Origin of the sequence: Anabaena sp. 54 (genome assembly GCF_017355725.1) — a bacterium.
Taxonomy (GTDB): Bacteria; Cyanobacteriota; Cyanobacteriia; order Cyanobacteriales; family Nostocaceae; genus Dolichospermum; species Dolichospermum heterosporum.
The window spans coordinates 13,400-33,612 of sequence record NZ_JAAVWA010000012.1 but is presented as its reverse complement, the minus strand read 5'-3'; the positions used below and the strand labels follow the sequence as shown (position 1 = coordinate 33,612).

Sequence of the window (20,213 nt, the reverse complement as noted above, 5' to 3'; positions counted from 1 at the left end):
AATTCATACCCTTAATCAGCAACGCCTCTATTCCCTGTTCCCTTTTTTTTGTAAATCACAAGAGGTTATCAGTGAAAATTTGTATTGTTACCCACAAAATCAGAAAAGGTGATGGTCAAGGTAGAGTTAATTATGAAGTAGTTCAAGAAGCCATTCGTCGTGGTCATGATCTGACATTATTAGCTAGTGAAATTGCCCCAGAGTTAGCCGAAAATAGTGCTGTTAATTGTATTTATATTCCAGTAGAAGGGTATCCTACGGAATTTATTCGCAATTTTATTTTTGCTCAAAAAAGTGCCGATTGGTTGCGTAAAAATAGAGCCAATTTAGATTTGATTAAGGTCAATGGCGCGATTACTATGGGGGCAAGTGATGTGAATGCCGTGCATTTTGTACATGGTTCTTGGTTGAAATCGCCTGTGCATATTTCCCATAAACGTAAAGATTTGTACGGGTTATATCAATGGTTATTTACTGCGGCTAATGCTTATTGGGAAAAACAAGCTTTTCGGAAATCTAAAATTATTATTGCTGTCTCAGAAAAAGTTGCCCAAGAATTAGTAAATATTGATGTACCTCGTTCACAAATTCGGGTTGTTGTTAATGGTGTAGACTTACAAGAATTTGCTCCTGGTGTCAGTTCTCGGACGGAATTGGGATTGCCTGAGAATGTTAATTTGGCATTATTTGCAGGTGATATTCGCATTTCTCGTAAGAACTTAGATACTGTACTTCATGCCTTAGTAAAAGTTCCTGAATTACATTTAGCAGTTGTCGGTGGTACTCAAGATAGCCCTTATCCGGCAATGGCAAAGGCATTAAATATTAGTAAAAGAGTGCATTTTTTAGGTTATCGCCGTGATATGCCCCAAATTCAACGGGCATCAGATTTATTTGTATTTCCATCCCGTTATGAACCTTTTGGACTTGTAGTGATTGAAGCGATGGCTTCAGGTTTGCCCGTGATTACCGCCACTACTACTGGTGCGGCTGATTTAGTTAATCCCGACTGTGGCATCGTTTTAGACGATTGTGATGACGTTAATGCTTTAGCCGATGCGCTTGGGTTGTTAAATAGCGATCGCTCACTGCGTCAACAAATGGGTAAAGTTGCCCGGACTATTGCCGAACAACATAGCTGGTCAACAATGGCACAAACCTATCTAAATATATTTGAGGAGTTAATCACCCATGAGAAACACAGTTCTCATTCCCACCTATCGCCGTCCTCAAGACCTAGCCCGCTGTCTGAAAGCACTGCAACAGCAAACTAAATCAGTTGATCAGGCGATCGTTGTTGTCAGAGATACAGACACAGAAACTCAGCAATTTCTCCAACAATTTCCGCCCCACCTCCTCCCCTTACAGATTGTCACCGTCACTCAGCCGGGAGTCGTCTCCGCCCTCAACGCCGGACTGGCACAAGTACAGGGAGACATTCTTTCCATCACCGATGATGATGCCGCCCCCCACCCGGATTGGTTAGCAAAAATTAATACTCACTTTAGCGTTAATTATGCCGTTGGTGGCGTTGGTGGTCGTGATTGGGTGTATCAAGGAGACAAACTCGAAAATGGTTCTCGTCCCATAGTTGGTAAATTGCAATGGTGGGGGCGCGTCATTGGCAACCACCACTTAGGAATAGGCGCACCCCGTGAAGTTGATGTTCTCAAAGGTGTGAATATGAGCTTTCGTACTCAGGCGATCGGTAAACTGCGATTTGATGACAGAATGCAAGGAACAGGCGCACAAGTACATTTTGAAATGTCCTTTGCCCTCACCCTCAAACGTACTGGATGGAAAATAATTTATGATCCCAGCATTGGAGTAGATCACTATCCCGCCCAACGATTTGACGAAGATCAACGCCACAACTTTAACGACACCGCATTAATTAACCTAGTCCACAACGAAACCTTAATTTTATTAGAACATCTTTCCCCCCTGCGTCAAATTATATTTTTATCCTGGTCAATTTTAGTTGGTACAAGAGAAAGTTTAGGAATATGTCAATGGCTGAGACTATTTCCCCAACAAAAAGAAATCGCCAGTAAAAAATTGCGAGCATCCTTACGAGGAAGATGGTTAGGATATCAAAAATATAGAAAAATAGGAAATCACCATCTTAGTTATTAATTACCCCAACCGACAACCGAGATCCCCGACTTCTTCAAGAAGTCGGGGATCTATCTCCTAACTAAACTTTTTATAGAATATTCAGATCAAAATGATTTCCAAACCAACACTTTTCAATACAGTTTTAAAAGAACAATTTTCTCCCCAAGATCGATCAGCCCAAAGTTGGATTATCATTCTTGCTTTTATCCTCCTGATCACAGCTTGCTACTTTACCAGTACGGGTAGTTTACGCCTCGTTTTTCCCGCCACTGCTTTTCTAGTAGCGGCGTTTTTATACTTACGGCATCCCATCCACTATATCGGCTTCACCTGGTGGATATGGTTTCTCACCCCCTTAATCACTCGTTTAGTTGACTATAAAATTGGCTGGGACCCCACCCGACAAATGTTAATTGCACCTTATTTAGTCGTATTCCTGACCATATTCACCTTTTCAAAACATCTACCTAGCAGTCTTCGTCAAGGGGGACTGCCATTTCTTTTAGCAGCCATAGGAGTTTGTTATGGATGTTTAATAGGTTTAATTTACAATCAACCACTCCCTGTAGTTCGGAGTTTTTTAGATTGGTTAAGTCCCATAATTTTTGCTTTTCATTTATTTTCTAATTGGCGAGATTATCCCAGTTATCGTCAGCACCTGCAAAGAACATTTATTTGGTGTGTACTCATCCTGGGAGCTTACGGTGTCTATCAATTTGTTGTCGCTCCTGAATGGGATAGATATTGGCTAATCCAATCGAAAATGTTTACCAGTGCTGGACACCCAATTCCTTTTGGAATGCGCGTTTGGAGTACATTACACTCACCTGGTCCATTCGGAACTGTCATGCAAGCTGGTTTACTATTATTATTTACCAGCACTGGTCCGTTAATTTTCCCCGCTTCTGCTGTGGGTTATTTATCATTCTTACTTTCCCAAGTGCGGACAAGTTGGGGCGGCTGGTTATTAGGAATAATTATGATTTTTGGTTCAGTAAAACCCAAAATTCAAATGCGATTAATTACCATAATTTTAGTAATGTCAATCTGCGTTATTCCCTTGGTGACTATCGAACCGCTTTCTAAAGTTATTACCACTCGATTTGAAAGTTTTTCCAATCTCGAACAAGATGGTAGTTTTAGAGATAGATCCGCAACTTATGACAGAAACCTGAATTTAGCTCTTTCTAATGTTGTCGGTAACGGCTTTGGAAATATCTGGAAAGTGAATGAAAAAACTGGACAAATAGAAGTCATTGTTATTGATAGCGGCATTTTAGATATGTTTTTTACCTTGGGTTGGATTGGTGCTATACCCTATATTAGTGGGTTAGTATTAATGCTAATTACCGTTAGTAATTATACAGAAGGTCGTTTTGATAGTTTTCTTAGTGCTGCCCGCGCTATTGGTATCAGTTCTTGCGCCCAATTAATTATTTATAGCGGGATGCTGAGTATTGCAGGGATGATTATGTGGGGATTTTTAGCAATGGCTATGGCAGGTCATAAATACTACAGCAGACCACAGAGTTAAATTAAAACCCCTTCCTTAGCAATCTTGAGATCCCCCTAAATCCCCCTTTCCAAGGGGGACTTTGACTCTAGTTCCCCCTTTTTTAAGGCTACGGTGTACACACAAGTGGTATCTGCAAGGGTTTCAGGCGTTATAGACCCCTGAAATTGTCATTACGAGCGCAAGTGATCACATAATCCCGTGGTTTTTGCGATTCCTAGGTCGCGCTAGTTCCCTCCGGGACGCAATGCGTTCGCTATCGCACAGCCTAAAATTAGATAACGAAACCAAGTCATAGGTGGAATTTTAAGACTTGTGTGTACACCGTAGTTGTAAAGGGGAGGGTTAGGGAGGGGTAAAATATTTGATACAGCAATCATGACTTTTCAAACACCCTCTTATTCATCCTGACTTCAATCATATAACCAAGTATTTTGAGAAAAATCTTCACTATCTTGATTGGGCTTTTCTTGCAGTCGTTCTACTGATCTATGAGATTTTTTGTATTGGATGGATTTGGAAATTTGACTAGCTTGTTGACTCATCTGTGGATAAGATGGTTGAGTAGGTTGTTTTAAAACCTTGATTTCTTCTAGCAACTGAGAGTTAGAATCTGCTAATTGTAATGCGGTTTGTTTTGTCTCGTAAAGTTCCCTCGTTAAACGTTCTACCAATGCTTCTTTTTCTGAAAAAGCTGTTTGTAAATCGCTAATTTGTTTGATTAAAGTGGATTCTTTTTGTTTTAATGTAGAAACTGTTTTTTGCAATTCTTTAATACTGGCTTCTAGTTCTAACTGATTATTGATGGGAATAACAGGAGTATTATCTGTTGGTACTTGGGTTTCCAATACTGCTTCAGCCGAAACTTCAATTACAGGTTCACCTTGTAGGGGTGTAAATTTTGTGGTTTCTTCTTGTATTAAGTTAGAGAGATTTTTTTTAAGCATTACTTTATGAACTCCAATTACGCCGTCATTATTTAATTATACGTCTTGAAGTGACAACAAAATCTCAAATTCCCAATTTCTTGGAAAAATTGACTAAGTAGGTGAACACAATAAAACCAAACTGTGTAAAGAAATGTAAAATCGCCCAAAGCTTCTTCACTCTTGCCTCTTGCCTTTTGCCTTGCCATAACGACAATTTCCAACGCCAATCTACTTAGACACTAAGCCAGTTTTACTCCTGACTCCTGACTCCTGCTCTATTAGTCCAGATAATAGGTAAAATTAAGATGTTTACTTATCTATCCTTTTTCTGTTTTGGCTACTATACCTTGTCCTCGTTGTCATCAAATTATTGATAGTCAAGCAATTACTTGTCCTCAATGTCGCTTATTGCTGAAAGCTTACGGACATCCTGGTATTCCCTTGCACCACGCTCAAGGAAATGATTATTTATGCGACAGTTGTAGTTATCATTTTGATCATACCTGTAATTTTCCCCAATATCCCTATGCTCAAGATTGTCCTCTCTATCAAAATATGGAAGAAAGTACATTAGAATTGCAAAAGCAAAATTCTCGTTATAGCTTGAGTATCAGGGTTAATAATTGGATAAAACGCCATCAAACTCTGTTATTAATACTAGCTTTGTTATTAGTTTGTTTATTAATAACCTTGTTTAATGCTTGATTCTGATGGTATTAGCTGTCTCCTTAAACTTGGTTTAATTCTAAGGTTTCTGGCATAGTTTCCACAGTTGATAAAATCTCTTCCTCAAATATTTCTAAATCAAACCAAAAAGTAGTACCGATACCAACTTCACTCACCAAATTTACTTGACTATGATGCCTGTCCATAATGTTTCTAACAATTGATAAACCTAAACCTGTTCCTTCTAGAGTATGAACTCTATTTTCTACACGAAAGAATCGGTCGAAAATTGCTTGTTGATCTTCTGGTGCGATACCAATTCCTGTATCACTAATTTCAATTCTCACTTTACCAGCATGATGCTGAGAATAAGAATTAGCATCTAGTTGATAGGCACGAATAACTACCTTACCACCGGCTAGAGTAAATTTAAGAGAATTACCAATTAAGTTGCCAAATACTTGCAGCAATAAATCATAATTGCCGAGAACAAAAGGTAAATCAGGATTAAGTTCTTGGTATATTTCAATGCCTTTATCTTTGGCATTAAGCTGATAGGTACGTAATGTCTGTTCTATTGCTTGTGGTAAATCTACTTTATCAAAAGTGTAATTTCGACCTGATTCAAGTTTTGATAAATCTAAAACGTCATTAACTAAACGGGTGAGTCTATCAGTTTCATTATTAACTGTTTGTAGAAATTCTTTGCGTTCATCAATTCCTAAATCTTCACCATAATCATGCAGGGTTTCAATATAGGTTTTAATGTTAAATAAAGGTGTGCGTAATTCGTGGGAAATGTTGCTGATAAATTGGCTTTTTGCTTCATTTAGTTCTACTTCCCGGCTAATATCTTGAACGGTGATAGCTATGCCTTTAATACTTTCTCGTTGCAGGTTGAGAACTGTGGTTAAAACAATGCGAATTGTGCGTTGAGTTGGTTGTTTTAGGAGGATACGAAATTCGGCACTTTCACATTCACCGGCTGCCATTTCATACAAAGTCCGGGATATTTCCATTTGGACACTATGGGGTAATTGATGCAGTATATTACTACCAACAACATCCACTCCTTCCCAAGCAAAAATCCGTCTGGCGGTGGGATTGACTAATATTACTTGCATATTATTATCAATCAAGACTGCACCATCAGCAATGGTGGAGACTAAGGTTTCTAATTTAGCTTTTTCGGCAGTTAATTCTTCAATATTTTGTTCTTCATAACGTTCTAGCCGTTCTGCCATTTCATTAAAGCTGAAAATTAGTTCTCCTAGTTCACCACCTAGAGGTATATCTATCCGTTGTTTAAAATTTCCAGCCGCAATTTGTTTAACACCTACTAGTAATTCTTTAATAGGTTTAGTAATAGTTAAAGCATTAATTACTCCTGCTAAAATTACCATGACCCAAATTGTGATAAAAACGGCAATGGTAACATCACGGGTGAAATTAGTGGATATGACTGCGGTTTGATTAGGGTTAATACCAACTGCTAACACACCTAAGTATTTTTTATCTACTATTAAAGGCACAAATACATCTGTAACTGCGCCATCGGGGGTGTTATGCTGCCTAACCATTGGCTGGTCTTCATTGCCAGGATAATCTTCTGGTAGTTGGATATGGCGCTTAATAGTGAGGGAGTTTTCTACCTCTGGTTCCCAAAAAGGAAGACCAAAAAAGATTTGCCCAGTTTCATCGGCGTATAACATATAACGCACGCTAGAAGTGGCACTGAAAAAACGTTGAGAAAATTGGGCAACTTCAGTTAAATTGTGATCGGCAATGAAAGGGGCTACATTTGCCCCCAGGAGTAATCCTAGATCTCGACCAAAGCGGGTATCATTGAGACGTGCATCTTGCTGAATTGTGTTTATAGCCCAGAAGGTTAAACCACTCATGACTAAGGAAACCATGAGGGTGGCGACGGCTAGGAGTTTGGTCTGAAGGGTGAATTCTGACCACCAATTGGCGATACTTGCTGCAAGGGATGCGTTGCCTTTTGCCAGCGCAGCGATCGCTTTTGACGCGCCGGAGACACATTCATCTCGGAAATTTCTGAAAATAGCCAGCATCTTAAAATATAAGTGTTAGTAAGTAGTTGGACAAAATTAAATTCAATCGGGTCGTTAGGGAAAAGGGAACAGAAAGACAATGTGTGTAATTAATTTTGTCCGATTACCCCTTCTTTCCTAATTTAACTATGTTTTTGCAGTAATGGTGAAAACTAAGTTGAAACAGAGGTTATGTGATGTGACTATTACAATGTAAAATCAGTAATAATCTCAGGTTCAACATCAAGAATATTTTGACTTTCCCAGTTGGACTCACATTCTAACTCAGTAAATTATTTCCCAAATACTTGTAACCGAATTAAAATTTTTCTATCCTATTTATGACTTCTCCTGAAATACCCCGCAAATCACCCAGTCAAGCGATCGCTGCCAGAATTTTTCACGCTGGCAATGTCATCAGTTTATTTATTATGATCACCAGCGGCTTGCAAATTTACAATGCAAATCCTGTCTTTGGTGGGCGTGGTGGATTAAGTATTTTTCCCCTCTTTACTTTAGGTGGTTGGTTGGCTGGAGGCAGACATTGGCATTTTGCAGCCATGTGGCTATTTTCTATAAATCTGTTTTGCTATGGAATTTATATTTTTGTTACCCAACGCTGGAAAAAAAGATTTGTTAGCGACAAAGATATCAAGGCATTACAAAAAACTCAGAATCACCAACGTTTAAACTATGCTTGGCATCGAATTATTTATACAGCCATCATTCCTATTTTATTACTAGCAATATTTACAGGTATAGGAATGTATAAACCTGCTCAATTTTCTTGGATAGTTGATATTTTTGGCAGTTGGCAAGCATTAAGAATTGTCCACTTTGCTTCTGTACCGATAGTGGTAGTATTTGTCTGGTTTCATTGGCGGTTAGGGCAGAATGTAGGCGGCAATGCCTTAACAAAATCTATGTTTTGATAAAAAAAACTAGCAGCATTGAGGAATTAAAATGAATAATCATGAATTTGCACGGAGAAAGTTTTTACAAATTTCCGGTTTGTCGAGTATGAGTTTATTACTGGGTGGTTGTGGTACACCCATGTTTGCAGATTTTGTAGGTAAACTTTCTGAACCTCTCAATCAGAAATTTGAAGAGTTAATATTTCAACCTCAAAAGCCAGTTCCAGAATTTTTACCTAGTCAAATTGAACCAAGTCAATTAATAATTAATAGCTTTAAATCTACACCAATTATTGATTTAGAAAAATATCGTTTAATTATAGATGGTGAAGTAAATCATCCTCTGAGTTTGAGTATGGCAGATATTCAAGCCTTACCTCTCACTTCCATGATTATTCGTCATGTTTGTGTAGAAGGTTGGGCAGCAATTGTGCAATGGGGTGGCATTCGTTTGCGGGAAATTATCGCCCTTTCTCAACCTAAATCTCAGGTTAAATATGCCTATTTTAAATCAGCAGATGGTTATTATGAAAGTTGGGATATCGCTTCAGCTTTACACCCACAAACCCTATTAGCTTATCAAAAAAATGGTGCAGCTTTGCCTGTGGAAAATGGTGCGCCTTTGCGATTAGCTTCACCCATTAAACTTGGCTATAAACAAAGTAAATGGGTAACAAGAGTTACCCTCACCAGTAAATTATCAAATGCTAAAGGTTATTGGGAAGATATGGGTTATGAATGGTTCGCCGGATTGTAAATTGAAGAAGGAGTCAAGAGGTAGGGGCGCAGGGCCTGCGCCCATTCAGGAGTATGGCTAACGCCACGCTGCACCCATTCAGGAGTTCAGGAGAAAGAAAATTATCCAATAACCAATTACCTTATTTTTTTACTAAAATATAGGCATTTGTATATTCAGGTAATTTTTGAATATATTGTTCAAAATCTTTTTCACTAGCAAAAGTTCCTGCTAGGAAATCAAGTTGATAAAGGTTGGGTAAAAATGCCCCACCTGTATCGGCAATTACGCCCATTTTTAACCGTTTTTGATTGTCTTCAGTGACAATTATTCTGCCTAAACCAATGTTTAGCACATCTCCTGCAAATGTTACTCCTGGTTTGATGGATATTTTAGCATCTATTTTATATCCATAACCTTTAATTGCATCAACTTCTTGAAAATACCAATAACGCTTTTGTGCAGTGGCTTTTAGACCTCGAATATAGGACATTCCATTATTTTTGTCTACGTTTAAAAACTCTTTAGTTCCATCAGTAAAATTAACTAAAACAGTTCCCTGCATTAGTGCTGCCTCTAAACCATTGCGAGTTAAATAAGCAATAGGTTTAACTTTGCCAAATTCCTTACCTCCAGGTTCATAAATACCTGATAGAACATCTTGTTTTGTATATTGAGTGTAAAATTTATTTTGACTTAATTCTTCCTTAATAGCATAAATTGGTGTATTGTATTTAGAAGTTTTTTGTCGAGAACCGGGATGAATAAAAGCTGCATATTTAGTAATTCTTAATTTTTTCTGTTGGGGATTTTCTGGGTTATGGGCAGACCATTTAATTACGCGAAAATTGGCGTTAATAAAGTTAGGATCTTGTAACCGAGTTGTCCGCTTATTAGAAATATCTTCTTCTAAGACGACAATCATAAAATCTAATGTTTTTAGAATATCTTTAACGGTAACTCCTTGAGTTACTAAGATACCTGTGCGTTGAATATCGGGATCTTCTTGAGAGTATTGTTGAAAGTATTTTCTAGTATTGGTGAGTACGGTTAATAAGTCAGCCTGATTGAAATTTATGGGATTATTTGGTAATTTTCCTGCTGTCAATACTTGATTAGAATTAATACTATATTGATATTTTTGCCATTCATTAATAACTGAATAAAATGTGGACTTTTCATTATTTTTGGCATTTATATTAGATGGTTTTGGCGTAGGTAAATTATCAGAAGATACTTGAATTGGAGGATTTCCTATTTGGGATAATGATACATTTTTAACAATTTGTTGCTGTTGAATTGGTTGCTTGTTAGTGAAGACAATTACTAATAAAGCAGCAATAAATACTGTAATTTTGAATTTTTGATTAAATAGAATACGCATAATTCATGAAGACCAACAACGATTATGCCCCATTTTAGCATTCTCAGAAATGTTGACAATGGGAAATATGCCCAATTATGATGATTAATCATTCATTTCTTTTAAGGTAGCTAATGCTGAAGGTGATAAACGACTAAGATAGCGGAATATCCAATATTTAACTATAGTGTCTAAAATTACAGGAAATGTGGCAATAAACATAAAGATATAATTCCTATTTGCTGGTAAACCTAAGTGTTCTGTAAATCCTTCCAGAATTACTTCCCAACCATGGGGTGAGTGAAAGCCGACAAATACATCTGTAGATAGGATAATTAAAAAAGCTTTAGCACTATCGCTTAAGCCATAAACAACTTGATCTATAAAGTGTTGAAGAGAAATAATATCTTTTGCACTAAAAACAATAACCAATGCAAAAGCAATTAAGGCTATAATATCAGCAAAGATATTACTAATGGCATTGGTACTTTTATGTTGAAATTCTGCTGCTAGTTCTATGGCTTTGGCTTTAATCTTGGATTCTCGATTTTCTGGAGAAATTTTAGTTTCTGAATCCAGTAAACTTTCAAACTTTAATTTTGCTGTAAATATTTTTAATTCATGAAAGGCTTTTTCTTCCATTTCTTGATTAAGAAAAATTTGCCCGGAGTGATCGTTTCTCAGATTTTCTACTATGGGAAGAATAAACAGCCGTTTGGATAGGTGATGAGTTAGCAGGGGAATTATTATCAATAATAATAAGAATTTGACGGCTATAGTTGTCCTCTGTCTGGATATTTGATATTTTTTAATAAATTCTTGATCTGCATTTGGAGATATATCACTGAGAATTTTCTGGAATGTTTTCCCGATTGATTTGGGAAATATGCCCGTTTTTAAGAATATAAATGGTTGTGAGGAAACATCTTGATTAGATCGTGATGATTTTTTCATAGTTAGGATAAATCAGAGGTTAGATGTAGCCATGATCAATGCCTACAACTATAACAATTAAAAAGGTTGATGTTCAACTATAAAATCAATACCATTTTATTGTAGTGTATTACCAGTTTGATCTAATTTAACTGAGAGGGTGGTTGAAAATTTAGAACAATGGTAAAAACAACTCTCAGTATAGGCTAAAGGCGTGATTTTTCAAAAAATCTTAATATATTTTCCTAATTGAAGTAGGATGGCTATATTTAGTGTAAAAATATTCCTACTGAAAACTTGCTGCAAAAGAAAAATTATGACTATGTATCCTAACCTCAACCGGGCATTTTCTCATCCTGTGCTAAAAGTAATTAGCGGTTTGAATAACTTCAATGCTGCTAGTGTGGCTGCGACTGTAAAAGCGGCTGATTTGGGTGGTGCGACTTTTGTGGATATTGCTGCTGATGTAGATTTGGTAAGATTGGCGAAAAGCTTGACTAAATTACCTATTTGTGTATCTGCGGTTGAACCAGAGAAGTTTGTCACTGCTGTGGCTGCTGGCGCTGATTTGATTGAAATTGGTAATTTTGATTCTTTCTATGCCCAAGGACGCAGATTTGAAGCTGCTGAGGTTTTGGAACTAACTCGCCAAACCCGTGCCTTGCTGCCAGAAATTACCCTATCTGTAACTGTTCCCCATATTCTTACCTTAGACCAACAGGTACAATTGGCTGAAGATTTGGTGAAAGCGGGTGCTGATATTATTCAAACTGAAGGTGGTACTAGCAGCAATCCCATTCACTCCGGTACTTTGGGTTTAATTGAAAAGGCTGCTCCTACTTTAGCCGCTGCTTATGAAATTGCTCGTGCAGTTTCTGTGCCTGTACTGTGTGCTTCTGGTATTTCTAATGTTACTGCACCTCTAGCGATCGCCTCTGGTGCATCTGGTGTTGGTGTCGGTTCTGCTATTAACCAACTCAATAGCGAAATCGCCATGATTGCTGCTGTGCGTAGTTTAGTAGAAGCTTTAGCGACTGCAAATACTCGCACATTTGCTTAAGAAGTAAAAGGCAAGAGGCAAGAGGCAAGAGGCAAGAGGCAAGAGGCAAGAGGCAAGAGGCAAGAGGCAAGAGGCAAGAGTAAAGAGTAAAGATATTCTCCGCTGCCCCCCTGCCCCCTGCTTCTTCTCACCCCGACAATTCAAGATAAACAATTTTTCAACGTATCAATGACTTTATCTTGTTGTTCTTGCTCCAATTCGGGGAACATGGGTAAAGATAAAACCTCTTGACTTGCTTGCTCTGCTGCTGGTAATTGTCCTAGTTGATAACCTAAATTTTTATACACTGGCTGCAAATGTAAGGGTAAGGGATAGTAAATCATGGAATTAACCCCCTGTTCCTGCATTTGATTTTTTACGGAATCTCGATATTTACCACTGGCACCATTACGTCTTTCTCCAGAAATCCGAATAGTGTATTGATTCCAAACACCAACTCCCCCAGGAAATTCTTGGGGGACAATAATATCAGAAACTTGGCTGAGTTGTTGGTAATAATAATCAGCGATTTGCTTACGTCTAGAGTTCCAAAGATCAAGATAGCGCAGTTTAATTTGCAGAATTACGGCTTGAATGGCATCTAAACGACTGTTGACACCGATTTCCTCATGAATATATCTTACTTTACTCCCATGTTCTCGCAAAACTCGTAGTTGAGTAGCGATCGCTGGATCATTCGTGGTAATTGCCCCACCATCACCGCAACCACCAAGATTTTTGGTAGGGTAGAAACTAAAACAACCAATATGTCCAATACTCCCAACTTTTTGATTTTCCCAACTTGCACCGGTAGCCTGAGCGCAATCTTCAATTACTCTTAAATTATGAGCTTTGGCAATCTCCATTAATCCTGTCATATCCACAGGGAGTCCAAATAAATGCACTGGCATGATTGCCTTGGTTTTCGATGTAATCGCTGCTGCTACTTTTTCTACATCTAAGTTAAATGTAGTCGCATCAATATCTACAAATACTGGTATCGCCCCGACAGCGCTGATAACTTCCGTTGTCGCAAAAAAAGTAAAGGGTGTGGTAATAACTTCATCACCTGCCCCAATTCCTAAAGCGCGTAATGCTAAAAATAGAGCATCAGTACCAGAGTTACAAGCTACGCATTCACTGACACCATGATAATCTGCAAATTGTTGTTCAAAATCTGTAACTGCTGGACCACCAATATAACGCCCAGAAGCCAGAACCGCCAAGACAGCAGCACTTACCTCAGTTTCAATGGTGGCATATTGTTGTTTAATATCAAAGGCGGGAATCGAATTTACACTTTTAATCATGAGTTTTTATTTGTAAAGGAGTCAGGAGTAAGAAGTCAGGAGTCAGGAGTCAGAAAGAAGATTTTTCCCTTCCCTCTCCTGCGACAACCCGATTTAATTTTTTCAACTACTTATGCTAAAGTTTTCAATCGTTAAGAGGTAGATAAATTATGCCAGAGCTAATCAAGTTAGATATGGTAGATTTGGCTTTAGCGATGGGTTTAATGGCGATCGCCATTGGCATATCGGCATGGGAGAAATTAGGACTAGAATTAAATTTAAGCGTAGCTACTGGTAGAACTATCCTCCAACTACTTGTACTAGGATACATTTTCGACTTCATTTTTGCCGTTAACAATGTTTGGGCAGTAGTGGGAATTTTAGCAATAATTCTGACAATTACGGCAATTATTACTCGCAACCGCATCAGTCAAAAAATTCCACAAGTCTTACCTTTAGCTGGAAGTGCGATTTTTGTCAGCACCTCCTTAACATTGCTTTACACCAATTTTTTGATTATTCAACCAGAAAGATGGTATGAACCACGTTATATCATTCCTTTAGCTGGTATATTGCTGAGTAATGCCATGAATGCAGCCGCAATAGCCGGAGAACGTTTAGTTAGTAGTATCAACCAATTTCCCACAGAAATAGAAACCCATTTAAGTCTGGGTGCAACACCTGAACAGGCAATTAAGCCATACCGCAAAGAAGCGATTCGTGCTGCAATTATGCCGACTTTGAATCAAATGATGTTGATCGGTATGGTGACAATACCAACCTTCACCAATGGACAATTATTAGCCGGTATCACACCGCTAGAGGCTGTATCCTATGAGATTTTAATTATTTTTATGGTAGCTGTCACCAATTTGTTAACAACTATTTTAATTACCAAGGGTTTATGTCGGCAGTTTTTTAATTCTGCCATGCAGTTGGTTAGGTAATGGGTGATTGGCGAATAATTCTTGGTCAACAATTCGCAATATTACTGGAAGCTGAAGGTAAGTAAGGTTAAAATTACAAGCAATGTCTAAATCTGAAGTAGAACTATGAAGACGGCTGAAAAACTGGCTGCTGGTTGGCTACTCACACTTGGATTCATGTTTTTGGCAATATCAGTTTCAGAAATCATAGATAAATCAGCGCAATCAGGAGTAATAGTATATCCGGTGGAGGGGGAACAGGTATTTTCTGCTCCCAATGCGGTTCAGAATAGCAAAGATACTATTGTAGGCGGAATAATTTTTGGTGTTCCTAGCGCGATATTGGGGAGTTGGTTAGCATTAGGTTTGTATAAACAAAGTCAACAAGAGAAAAAAGCCTTAAAACAACAAAACAGCGAACAATTGCAAGCCCAATTTTATCAAATGTTACTACAAAATCAAGGAAGAGTAACTTTGTTAAGTTTTGCCATGCAGTCCCAATTACCGGCAGCGGAAGCTAAACAATATTTAGATAAGAAAGCTAAAGAATTTAATGCGAATTTTCAAGTAACTGAAGAAGGGGCTGTATCATATCATTTTGATGTTTAATAGGTCAGATGACACAGTTTTTCTTAACTATAGCCGCCATTTTTGGCGGTTTATCTGTTGCTGGTGGTGCCTTTGGCGCTCATGCTTTGCGGGAAAAAATTAGCGATGCCTTCGGCGAGCGCAGCTATCGCTCTTTAGAAATATTTGACACTGGCGCTCGTTATCAAATGTATCACGCTCTGGCGCTTTTGTTAGTCGCCATCCTCATGAGTCGTTTAGAAAGTCCCCCGACGACGCTTTTAGTTAGTGGTTGGTTATTTATAATTGGTGTGGTAATTTTTTCCGGCAGCTTATATGCTATCAGTTTAACGGGTATTAAGTCTTTAGGCGCAGTTGCCCCATTAGGAGGATTGGCATTAATGCTGGGTTGGGCTGCTTTAGCTGTAGCTGGTGCAACTATCAAGTTTTAATCCGTAGTAAATGGGAAATGGAGTCTAAATTATCACTCAAATTACCCCAATTTCTCCTGCCCGTTACCTTTTCTATCTTAATAGATTGAAAAATAGTATCGTCAGTTGGTGACATCAAGTAGGTAAAATATTACCGCAGTCTTAATAAAAAAGGTGTAGCCAGCACGTGAAGATATTTGTATATCACACTCCCGAATTGACCCCAACTGATACAGTTCCAGAATGTGCGATCGCCGTTGATGTTCTGCGAGCAACTAGTACAATGGCTACGGTTTTAGCCGCTGGGGGCGAAGCTGTGCAAGTTTTCAGTGATTTAAATCAACTCATGGAAGTAAGTGAAAAATGGCCTCCAGAAAAGCGACTCAGGGCTGGAGAACGGGGTGGAGCTAAAGTAGCTGGTTTTGAGTTGGGTAACTCACCCTTAGATTGCACACCAGAATTAGTTGCCGGCAAAAGGTTATTTATTAGTACCACCAATGGGACAAGGGCTTTGCAACGGATACAAAATGCCCCCATTGTCCTGGCAGCAGCTTTGATTAATCGGGCAGCCGTAGTTAAATTTCTGTTAGAACAGCAACCGGAAACTGTCTGGATTGTGGGTTCTGGTTGGGAGGGAAGTTATTCCTTAGAGGATACAGTATGTGCAGGGGCGATCGCTCATAGTATTTGCCAACAAACTAATTGTTCCCTCGCAGAAATCGGTGGTAATGATGAGACGATTAGTGCGATCGCTCTTTACTCCCAATGGCAAAATGACCTATTAGGACTACTGCATCAAGCTAGTCATGGTCAACGCTTATTACGTTTAGAATGTTTAGAAGATCTGAAATATTGTTCCCAAACTGATACTTTAGATATTTTACCGATTCAGCAAGAACCAGGAGTATTAAAAAGTCAAAACAACTAACAAGTCAGGAGGTAGGGGCGCAGGGCCTGCGCCCAGTCAGGATTCAGGAGAAAGAAAGGAGAAAATTTCTTCCCCTCTCTCTTCTTTGGCAAATCAAACATAATAATCAGAAATTTTCATCCTGATAATCCTGAAATCCTGGACATCCTGATTCAGACAATTAATCCTGAAATCCTGGACATCCTGATTCAGACAAAGACACACCCAACCACCCGGCAAAATTCTCCATTTGTGTGAAAGAAGGATTTTCTACAACTTTAAGTTGATACTTGCCAGGAATTGATGCAGCTAGAGTAACAGAATAAGTCCGCAATTCATCTTGATGAAAAACAGTAACTTGAATAGAATCATCCGCTCGATAATCCTTCAAGCGTTCATTTAACTGATTTCCCACCCTAATACTATCAATCGCTAATAATTCATCTCCAGCATCAATTCCCGCAAATTGTGCCGGTGAACCCGCTTCCACAAACTTAATTATCTCCCGTCCATTTTCAGTATTTATCCTCACACCCAAATAAGGTTCTTCATTCTTTTCCTCAACTAATTGCAAACCAAAAGGTTGCAAATATTGATTAAAAGGTAAATCGTCCAAACCATGAAGATAGCGTTGAAAGAAATCTCTTAAATCCATACCCGCTACAGACTCAATCACACCCTCTAATTCTTCGGGAGTATAACCAACTTCATCCTTTCCAAACTCCTCCCACATTTGCCGCATTACATCATCCAAAGAACGCTGATTCCCATGATGAACGCGAATTAATAAATCTAATAACAGTGATACCATTTCCCCTTTGATATAATAGGAGATTTGGGAATTACCACTATTAGCATCTGGACGATAAAGTTTAATCCAAGCATCGAAACTTGACTCCGCCAAAGGTTGTACCTTGCGTCCTGGAGTCATTAAATATCTAGTAATTTCCTTACTCAAATAATTCAAATATGCCTTGGTATTATAAATACCCGCCCGTAAAGGAATAATTAAATCATAATAACTGGTTGTTCCCTCGCAAAACCACAAAGATGGTGTATAATTTTCCTGATCATAATCAAACACTTCCAAACCCAAAGGCCGAATTCTTTTAACATTCCATAAATGAAAGAATTCATGGGCTACCAATTGCAAAAACGGCTCATACTTATCCAGATTCTGAAATCCAAACCTTTGATAAATTAAAGAACAAGAATTTTTATGTTCTAAACCACCAAAACCCTGTTGAAGCAAATGCAGCAAAAATACATATCTATCATAAGGTAAACCACCAAACATTTGTGATTCTACCTCAATAATTTTTTGGCAATCAGCAATCATTTGCTGTGGTTGAAAATTTCCTTTTCCCCAAACTGCTAATTCATGAGGTTTTCCCAAAACTTCAAAATTGTATAATTGATGAAAACCAATTTCAAAAGGACAATCAACTAAAGTATCAAAATCAGCCGCGACAAAAGTATTTTTTGTTTCTGCAAATATTGGTAAACCAGTAGTTATTTGCCATTGAGGGTTAGCTGGAATCACCCGGATATATATGGGTAAACTTTCACAACCAGGGATTCTGAAAAATAACGCCGCCCCATTAAAATAACCGTGAGTAGCATCTAAATGATTTGTTCTGACTGTTAATTCATTAGCAAATACCCGATAATGAATAGTTACTTCCGAACTATCACCTTTTTCTACTTGCCAATGATTTTTACTAACTTTATGCCAAGACAAGGGTTTATGATCAGCAAAAGCTGCAAAATCTTGTAAATGTCTCTCATATTCCCGTACTAAATATGAACCAGGAGTCCACACAGGCATTTTTAAATCAAGAACTGCCGATGGATAGTTGACAATGTGTAAAGTCACCTCAAACAGATGGGTTTCTGGCTGAGACATTCCCACCAAGTAATGAATTTGTGGAGAGAGTTCTGAAATCATTTTGTGTGTTGAGTTTTGAGTTACTTATCCATAATCAACAGTCTATGGTTCATCGTCAAGTCCAGGCATATAAAATTAATAATATGATGTATTTATATGCAAGATTTGGGAAAAAACAAGCCAAGGAGTTACCAATTATGACAGTACCTTATGACGAACTAGTTTTTCAATCACCATATTTAGCTGTAGTGAAAGCAAAACAACTGCTAGAGGAGGGGAAAATTAAAGAAGTTGATAATATTTTAGAGAGTTTAGCCGAGTCTATGGGGCGATCATAAAAAAGAGCAGTAATTAATCAATTAACTCGATTGATACTGCATATAATTAAGTGGAAATGTCAACCGGAAAAACGTAGTGCTAGTTGGGTAATTTCTATTCGTTCAGCTAGGGCAGAAATTAATGCCAGTCAAGAAGAAATGCCAGGTCTCAATCGAGATTTTTTGGAATCAATTTGGGATAAGTGTTTTCTAGCTGCAAAACAGGATGCTAGAGATGAAATGGGCAAAAAACCAGATATTATTGCTTTAAGTTGGGATGAAGTTTTTAACGAAACTTATACACTTTGGGAAGATTAGAAAATTTCTATTTGGTAAAAAATCAGGTTATTTACAGCAGCTATCAGTAGTAAAACAGCCTCACTGCAAGGTTTTGTGATTAAAGGTTGTACCTCATTTACCCACAATATGCTGTATCTTGATTCTTGGCTGTTCCCTCTTTCCCAATCATTACACTTCATTGCGAAATAGGCAGTTAAGTAAAAAATATGATAACTTCTGATCTAGTCTAGTAGTCTGTCAACCCGAAAATGACAGGTGAAGGCAAGCAGGGGGAGAAGAGAGGCAGGGGGGCAGGGGAGGGAAGAACAGAAGTTTTTTCCGATCATTACCCGTCAAAATAAATTTGACGAACTTCTAGTAAAGCAATTACAACTAATTCATCAAGGAGAACTCAGTGGCAATGGAATCAAATGTATTAACGGGCGCAACTGTAGATAACCAAGATATAAGCGAATACGTTGCTCATCTACAACTGCACATGACACTACAAGCTCGCAACTTGGTTCCCAACTTAGTTCCCAACTTCAAACAGACAATTCAAGATAGTCGTCAACAATTACTGCATCAAACCCAAGCGGAATTTGAAAAATTTGCTTCTCGCCAAGGTCTATAGATGTGAACTACCACACACTGACTTCGGTACAGTGTGGGCTTCCCAATTCATCGGGAGTTAGAGATAGGACGTAATTTACCATGACATACTAGACATAGCCAGACATTCGTGGTATGATAGGACAAGCAACAAACCTAGTTCTATCAGATGACAGACCCAAATCTTTCTCTGGTAACACTTACCTATCAGCTTGGTTTTCGCTTACGGTATTGGTGGTCAATAGCCTACGATTTTACCACAAAATTTTGGGGATTAGAACTGTTTAATCACAAGCGACAGAGCAGGGAACTGGCAACGCATTCGGTGGGTGTCGTAACTCAAATAACGGCTACCATGAGAGTAAACTCAGGGTGGTCTGGTCAGTACGGCTTGCTTGATTACTCTTGCAAGCCCAGTCACTTTAGGGCTGGGTTACTGACCCATCTAAATAGGGCTTGCTGATAGCGTAGCGTGGCGTTAGCCATATAAACCTAAAACCCTACGCATGAAGAGTTTTATCTATATAAAAGGTAAACGAGGTGCAAGAAAAATATGATCCTAGCATCAAAAATCGCTCAATTTTCCAGACTTGATATTACTTCTAACTTCTTCTAAGGGAACACCAAAAAATAAATTACCCAATTTTGTGGGATGGGCATCCTGCCCTTCCTTGATGGTTAGCGGGCAAGATGCCCGCACCACAAGAAATTTTTGGGTATTTTTTTAATTGG

20 protein-coding genes are annotated in these 20,213 nt (G+C 38.3%); 14 read left to right on the top strand and 6 right to left on the bottom strand.

Annotated features, from left to right (window positions below):
• Positions 1–71 precede the first annotated feature (71 nt).
• The 3 genes from HEQ36_RS13170 to HEQ36_RS13160 all read left to right on the top strand — a co-directional run bounded on the left by HEQ36_RS13170 (position 72) and on the right by HEQ36_RS13160 (position 3,652).
• Positions 72–1,274, top strand: coding sequence for a glycosyltransferase family 4 protein (locus HEQ36_RS13170; RefSeq protein WP_168635887.1), 1,203 nt, complete (start codon positions 72–74; stop codon positions 1,272–1,274).
• Complete coding sequence (locus HEQ36_RS13165) at positions 1,192–2,136, top strand: glycosyltransferase (protein WP_053540915.1); 945 nt, start codon at positions 1,192–1,194, stop codon at positions 2,134–2,136. Before HEQ36_RS13170 ends, HEQ36_RS13165 begins: the two co-directional genes overlap by 83 nt.
• A 91-nt stretch (positions 2,137–2,227) precedes the next feature.
• Positions 2,228–3,652, top strand: coding sequence for an O-antigen ligase family protein (locus HEQ36_RS13160; RefSeq protein ID WP_053540914.1), 1,425 nt, complete (start codon positions 2,228–2,230; stop codon positions 3,650–3,652).
• 392 nt (positions 3,653–4,044) lie between these two features.
• Here the strand turns inward: HEQ36_RS13160 and HEQ36_RS13155 are convergent, their stop codons facing one another.
• Positions 4,045–4,578, bottom strand: coding sequence for a hypothetical protein (locus tag HEQ36_RS13155; RefSeq protein WP_053540913.1), 534 nt, complete (start codon positions 4,576–4,578; stop codon positions 4,045–4,047).
• A gap of 315 nt (positions 4,579–4,893) precedes the next feature.
• Here HEQ36_RS13155 and HEQ36_RS13150 point away from each other — a divergent pair, with 315 nt between their 5' ends.
• Positions 4,894–5,265: a zinc ribbon domain-containing protein gene (locus tag HEQ36_RS13150; protein WP_053540912.1), complete on the top strand. Its 372-nt coding sequence runs from the start codon at positions 4,894–4,896 to the stop codon at positions 5,263–5,265.
• A gap of 23 nt (positions 5,266–5,288) precedes the next feature.
• On the opposite strand, the gene nblS is transcribed toward HEQ36_RS13150, so the two are convergent.
• Positions 5,289–7,301, bottom strand: coding sequence for a two-component system sensor histidine kinase NblS (nblS, locus tag HEQ36_RS13145; protein ID WP_233455458.1), 2,013 nt, complete (start codon positions 7,299–7,301; stop codon positions 5,289–5,291).
• A 320-nt stretch (positions 7,302–7,621) separates the two neighbouring features.
• On the opposite strand from nblS, the gene HEQ36_RS13140 reads away from it, so the two are divergent.
• A complete protein-coding gene (locus HEQ36_RS13140; protein WP_168635886.1) occupies positions 7,622–8,212 on the top strand; it encodes a cytochrome b/b6 domain-containing protein in 591 nt (196 codons plus the stop codon).
• A 31-nt stretch (positions 8,213–8,243) separates the two neighbouring features.
• The gene (locus HEQ36_RS13135; RefSeq protein WP_027403053.1) at positions 8,244–8,951 is read left to right on the top strand and encodes a molybdopterin-dependent oxidoreductase; all 708 of its coding nucleotides are present in this window, start codon (positions 8,244–8,246) and stop codon (positions 8,949–8,951) included.
• 121 nt (positions 8,952–9,072) lie between these two features.
• Here HEQ36_RS13135 and HEQ36_RS13130 read toward each other — a convergent pair whose 3' ends face one another.
• Both HEQ36_RS13130 and HEQ36_RS13125 read right to left on the bottom strand, forming a co-directional pair.
• Positions 9,073–10,314 (bottom strand): hypothetical protein, encoded by a 1,242-nt coding sequence (locus HEQ36_RS13130; protein ID WP_168635885.1) that lies wholly within the window; start codon positions 10,312–10,314, stop codon positions 9,073–9,075.
• Positions 10,315–10,398: 84 nt separating this feature from the next.
• On the bottom strand, positions 10,399–11,247 hold the full coding sequence (locus tag HEQ36_RS13125; protein ID WP_053540908.1) for a hypothetical protein: 849 nt from the start codon (positions 11,245–11,247) through the stop codon (positions 10,399–10,401).
• A gap of 295 nt (positions 11,248–11,542) precedes the next feature.
• Between HEQ36_RS13125 and HEQ36_RS13120 the strand changes: the two genes are divergently transcribed.
• Positions 11,543–12,286 carry a DUF561 domain-containing protein gene (locus tag HEQ36_RS13120; protein ID WP_168465455.1) on the top strand — a complete coding sequence of 248 codons (744 nt, stop codon included), beginning with the start codon at positions 11,543–11,545 and terminating at the stop codon, positions 12,284–12,286.
• Between the two features lie 140 nt (positions 12,287–12,426).
• On the opposite strand, the gene HEQ36_RS13115 is transcribed toward HEQ36_RS13120, so the two are convergent.
• Positions 12,427–13,575, bottom strand: coding sequence for a DegT/DnrJ/EryC1/StrS aminotransferase family protein (locus HEQ36_RS13115; RefSeq protein ID WP_168635884.1), 1,149 nt, complete (start codon positions 13,573–13,575; stop codon positions 12,427–12,429).
• Positions 13,576–13,724: 149 nt separating this feature from the next.
• Between HEQ36_RS13115 and fetB the strand changes: the two genes are divergently transcribed.
• From fetB to HEQ36_RS13095, 4 genes are all read left to right on the top strand, one after another.
• Positions 13,725–14,501, top strand: a complete 777-nt coding sequence (gene fetB, locus HEQ36_RS13110; protein WP_027403049.1) for an iron export ABC transporter permease subunit FetB — start codon at positions 13,725–13,727, stop codon at positions 14,499–14,501.
• Positions 14,502–14,606: 105 nt separating this feature from the next.
• On the top strand, positions 14,607–15,089 hold the full coding sequence (locus HEQ36_RS13105) for a hypothetical protein (RefSeq protein WP_168635883.1): 483 nt from the start codon (positions 14,607–14,609) through the stop codon (positions 15,087–15,089).
• Positions 15,090–15,097: 8 nt separating this feature from the next.
• A complete protein-coding gene (locus HEQ36_RS13100; protein WP_053540904.1) occupies positions 15,098–15,499 on the top strand; it encodes a DUF423 domain-containing protein in 402 nt (133 codons plus the stop codon).
• A 166-nt stretch (positions 15,500–15,665) separates the two neighbouring features.
• The gene (locus tag HEQ36_RS13095) at positions 15,666–16,406 is read left to right on the top strand and encodes a 2-phosphosulfolactate phosphatase family protein (RefSeq protein ID WP_168635882.1); all 741 of its coding nucleotides are present in this window, start codon (positions 15,666–15,668) and stop codon (positions 16,404–16,406) included.
• Positions 16,407–16,566: 160 nt separating this feature from the next.
• Here HEQ36_RS13095 and HEQ36_RS13090 read toward each other — a convergent pair whose 3' ends face one another.
• Positions 16,567–18,333 (bottom strand): M61 family metallopeptidase, encoded by a 1,767-nt coding sequence (locus tag HEQ36_RS13090; protein WP_168635881.1) that lies wholly within the window; start codon positions 18,331–18,333, stop codon positions 16,567–16,569.
• A 44-nt stretch (positions 18,334–18,377) separates the two neighbouring features.
• Between HEQ36_RS13090 and HEQ36_RS13085 the strand changes: the two genes are divergently transcribed.
• From HEQ36_RS13085 to HEQ36_RS13075, 3 genes are all read left to right on the top strand, one after another.
• Positions 18,378–18,611: a hypothetical protein gene (locus tag HEQ36_RS13085; protein WP_233455457.1), complete on the top strand. Its 234-nt coding sequence runs from the start codon at positions 18,378–18,380 to the stop codon at positions 18,609–18,611.
• A 12-nt stretch (positions 18,612–18,623) separates the two neighbouring features.
• Positions 18,624–18,908, top strand: coding sequence for a DUF29 family protein (locus tag HEQ36_RS13080; RefSeq protein ID WP_290598899.1), 285 nt, complete (start codon positions 18,624–18,626; stop codon positions 18,906–18,908).
• A 382-nt stretch (positions 18,909–19,290) separates the two neighbouring features.
• A complete protein-coding gene (locus HEQ36_RS13075; protein WP_039200714.1) occupies positions 19,291–19,503 on the top strand; it encodes a hypothetical protein in 213 nt (70 codons plus the stop codon).
• The last annotated feature ends 710 nt before the right edge of the window (positions 19,504–20,213 follow it).

Bases quoted from the DNA above. Each gene is read 5' to 3' on its own strand.
- HEQ36_RS13165 (WP_053540915.1), top strand. From the start codon at position 1,192: ATGAGAAACACAGTTCTCATTCCCACCTATCGCCGTCCTCAAGACCTA.
- HEQ36_RS13160 (WP_053540914.1), top strand. From the start codon at position 2,228: ATGATTTCCAAACCAACACTTTTCAATACAGTTTTAAAAGAACAATTT.
- HEQ36_RS13155 (WP_053540913.1), bottom strand. From the start codon at position 4,578: ATGCTTAAAAAAAATCTCTCTAACTTAATACAAGAAGAAACCACAAAA.
- nblS (WP_233455458.1), bottom strand. From the start codon at position 7,301: ATGCTGGCTATTTTCAGAAATTTCCGAGATGAATGTGTCTCCGGCGCG.
- HEQ36_RS13140 (WP_168635886.1), top strand. From the start codon at position 7,622: ATGACTTCTCCTGAAATACCCCGCAAATCACCCAGTCAAGCGATCGCT.
- HEQ36_RS13135 (WP_027403053.1), top strand. From the start codon at position 8,244: ATGAATAATCATGAATTTGCACGGAGAAAGTTTTTACAAATTTCCGGT.
- HEQ36_RS13130 (WP_168635885.1), bottom strand. From the start codon at position 10,314: ATGCGTATTCTATTTAATCAAAAATTCAAAATTACAGTATTTATTGCT.
- HEQ36_RS13125 (WP_053540908.1), bottom strand. From the start codon at position 11,247: ATGAAAAAATCATCACGATCTAATCAAGATGTTTCCTCACAACCATTT.
- HEQ36_RS13120 (WP_168465455.1), top strand. From the start codon at position 11,543: ATGACTATGTATCCTAACCTCAACCGGGCATTTTCTCATCCTGTGCTA.
- HEQ36_RS13115 (WP_168635884.1), bottom strand. From the start codon at position 13,575: ATGATTAAAAGTGTAAATTCGATTCCCGCCTTTGATATTAAACAACAA.
- fetB (WP_027403049.1), top strand. From the start codon at position 13,725: ATGCCAGAGCTAATCAAGTTAGATATGGTAGATTTGGCTTTAGCGATG.
- HEQ36_RS13105 (WP_168635883.1), top strand. From the start codon at position 14,607: ATGAAGACGGCTGAAAAACTGGCTGCTGGTTGGCTACTCACACTTGGA.
- HEQ36_RS13100 (WP_053540904.1), top strand. From the start codon at position 15,098: ATGACACAGTTTTTCTTAACTATAGCCGCCATTTTTGGCGGTTTATCT.
- HEQ36_RS13090 (WP_168635881.1), bottom strand. From the start codon at position 18,333: ATGATTTCAGAACTCTCTCCACAAATTCATTACTTGGTGGGAATGTCT.
- HEQ36_RS13085 (WP_233455457.1), top strand. From the start codon at position 18,378: ATGGTTCATCGTCAAGTCCAGGCATATAAAATTAATAATATGATGTAT.
- HEQ36_RS13075 (WP_039200714.1), top strand. From the start codon at position 19,291: ATGGAATCAAATGTATTAACGGGCGCAACTGTAGATAACCAAGATATA.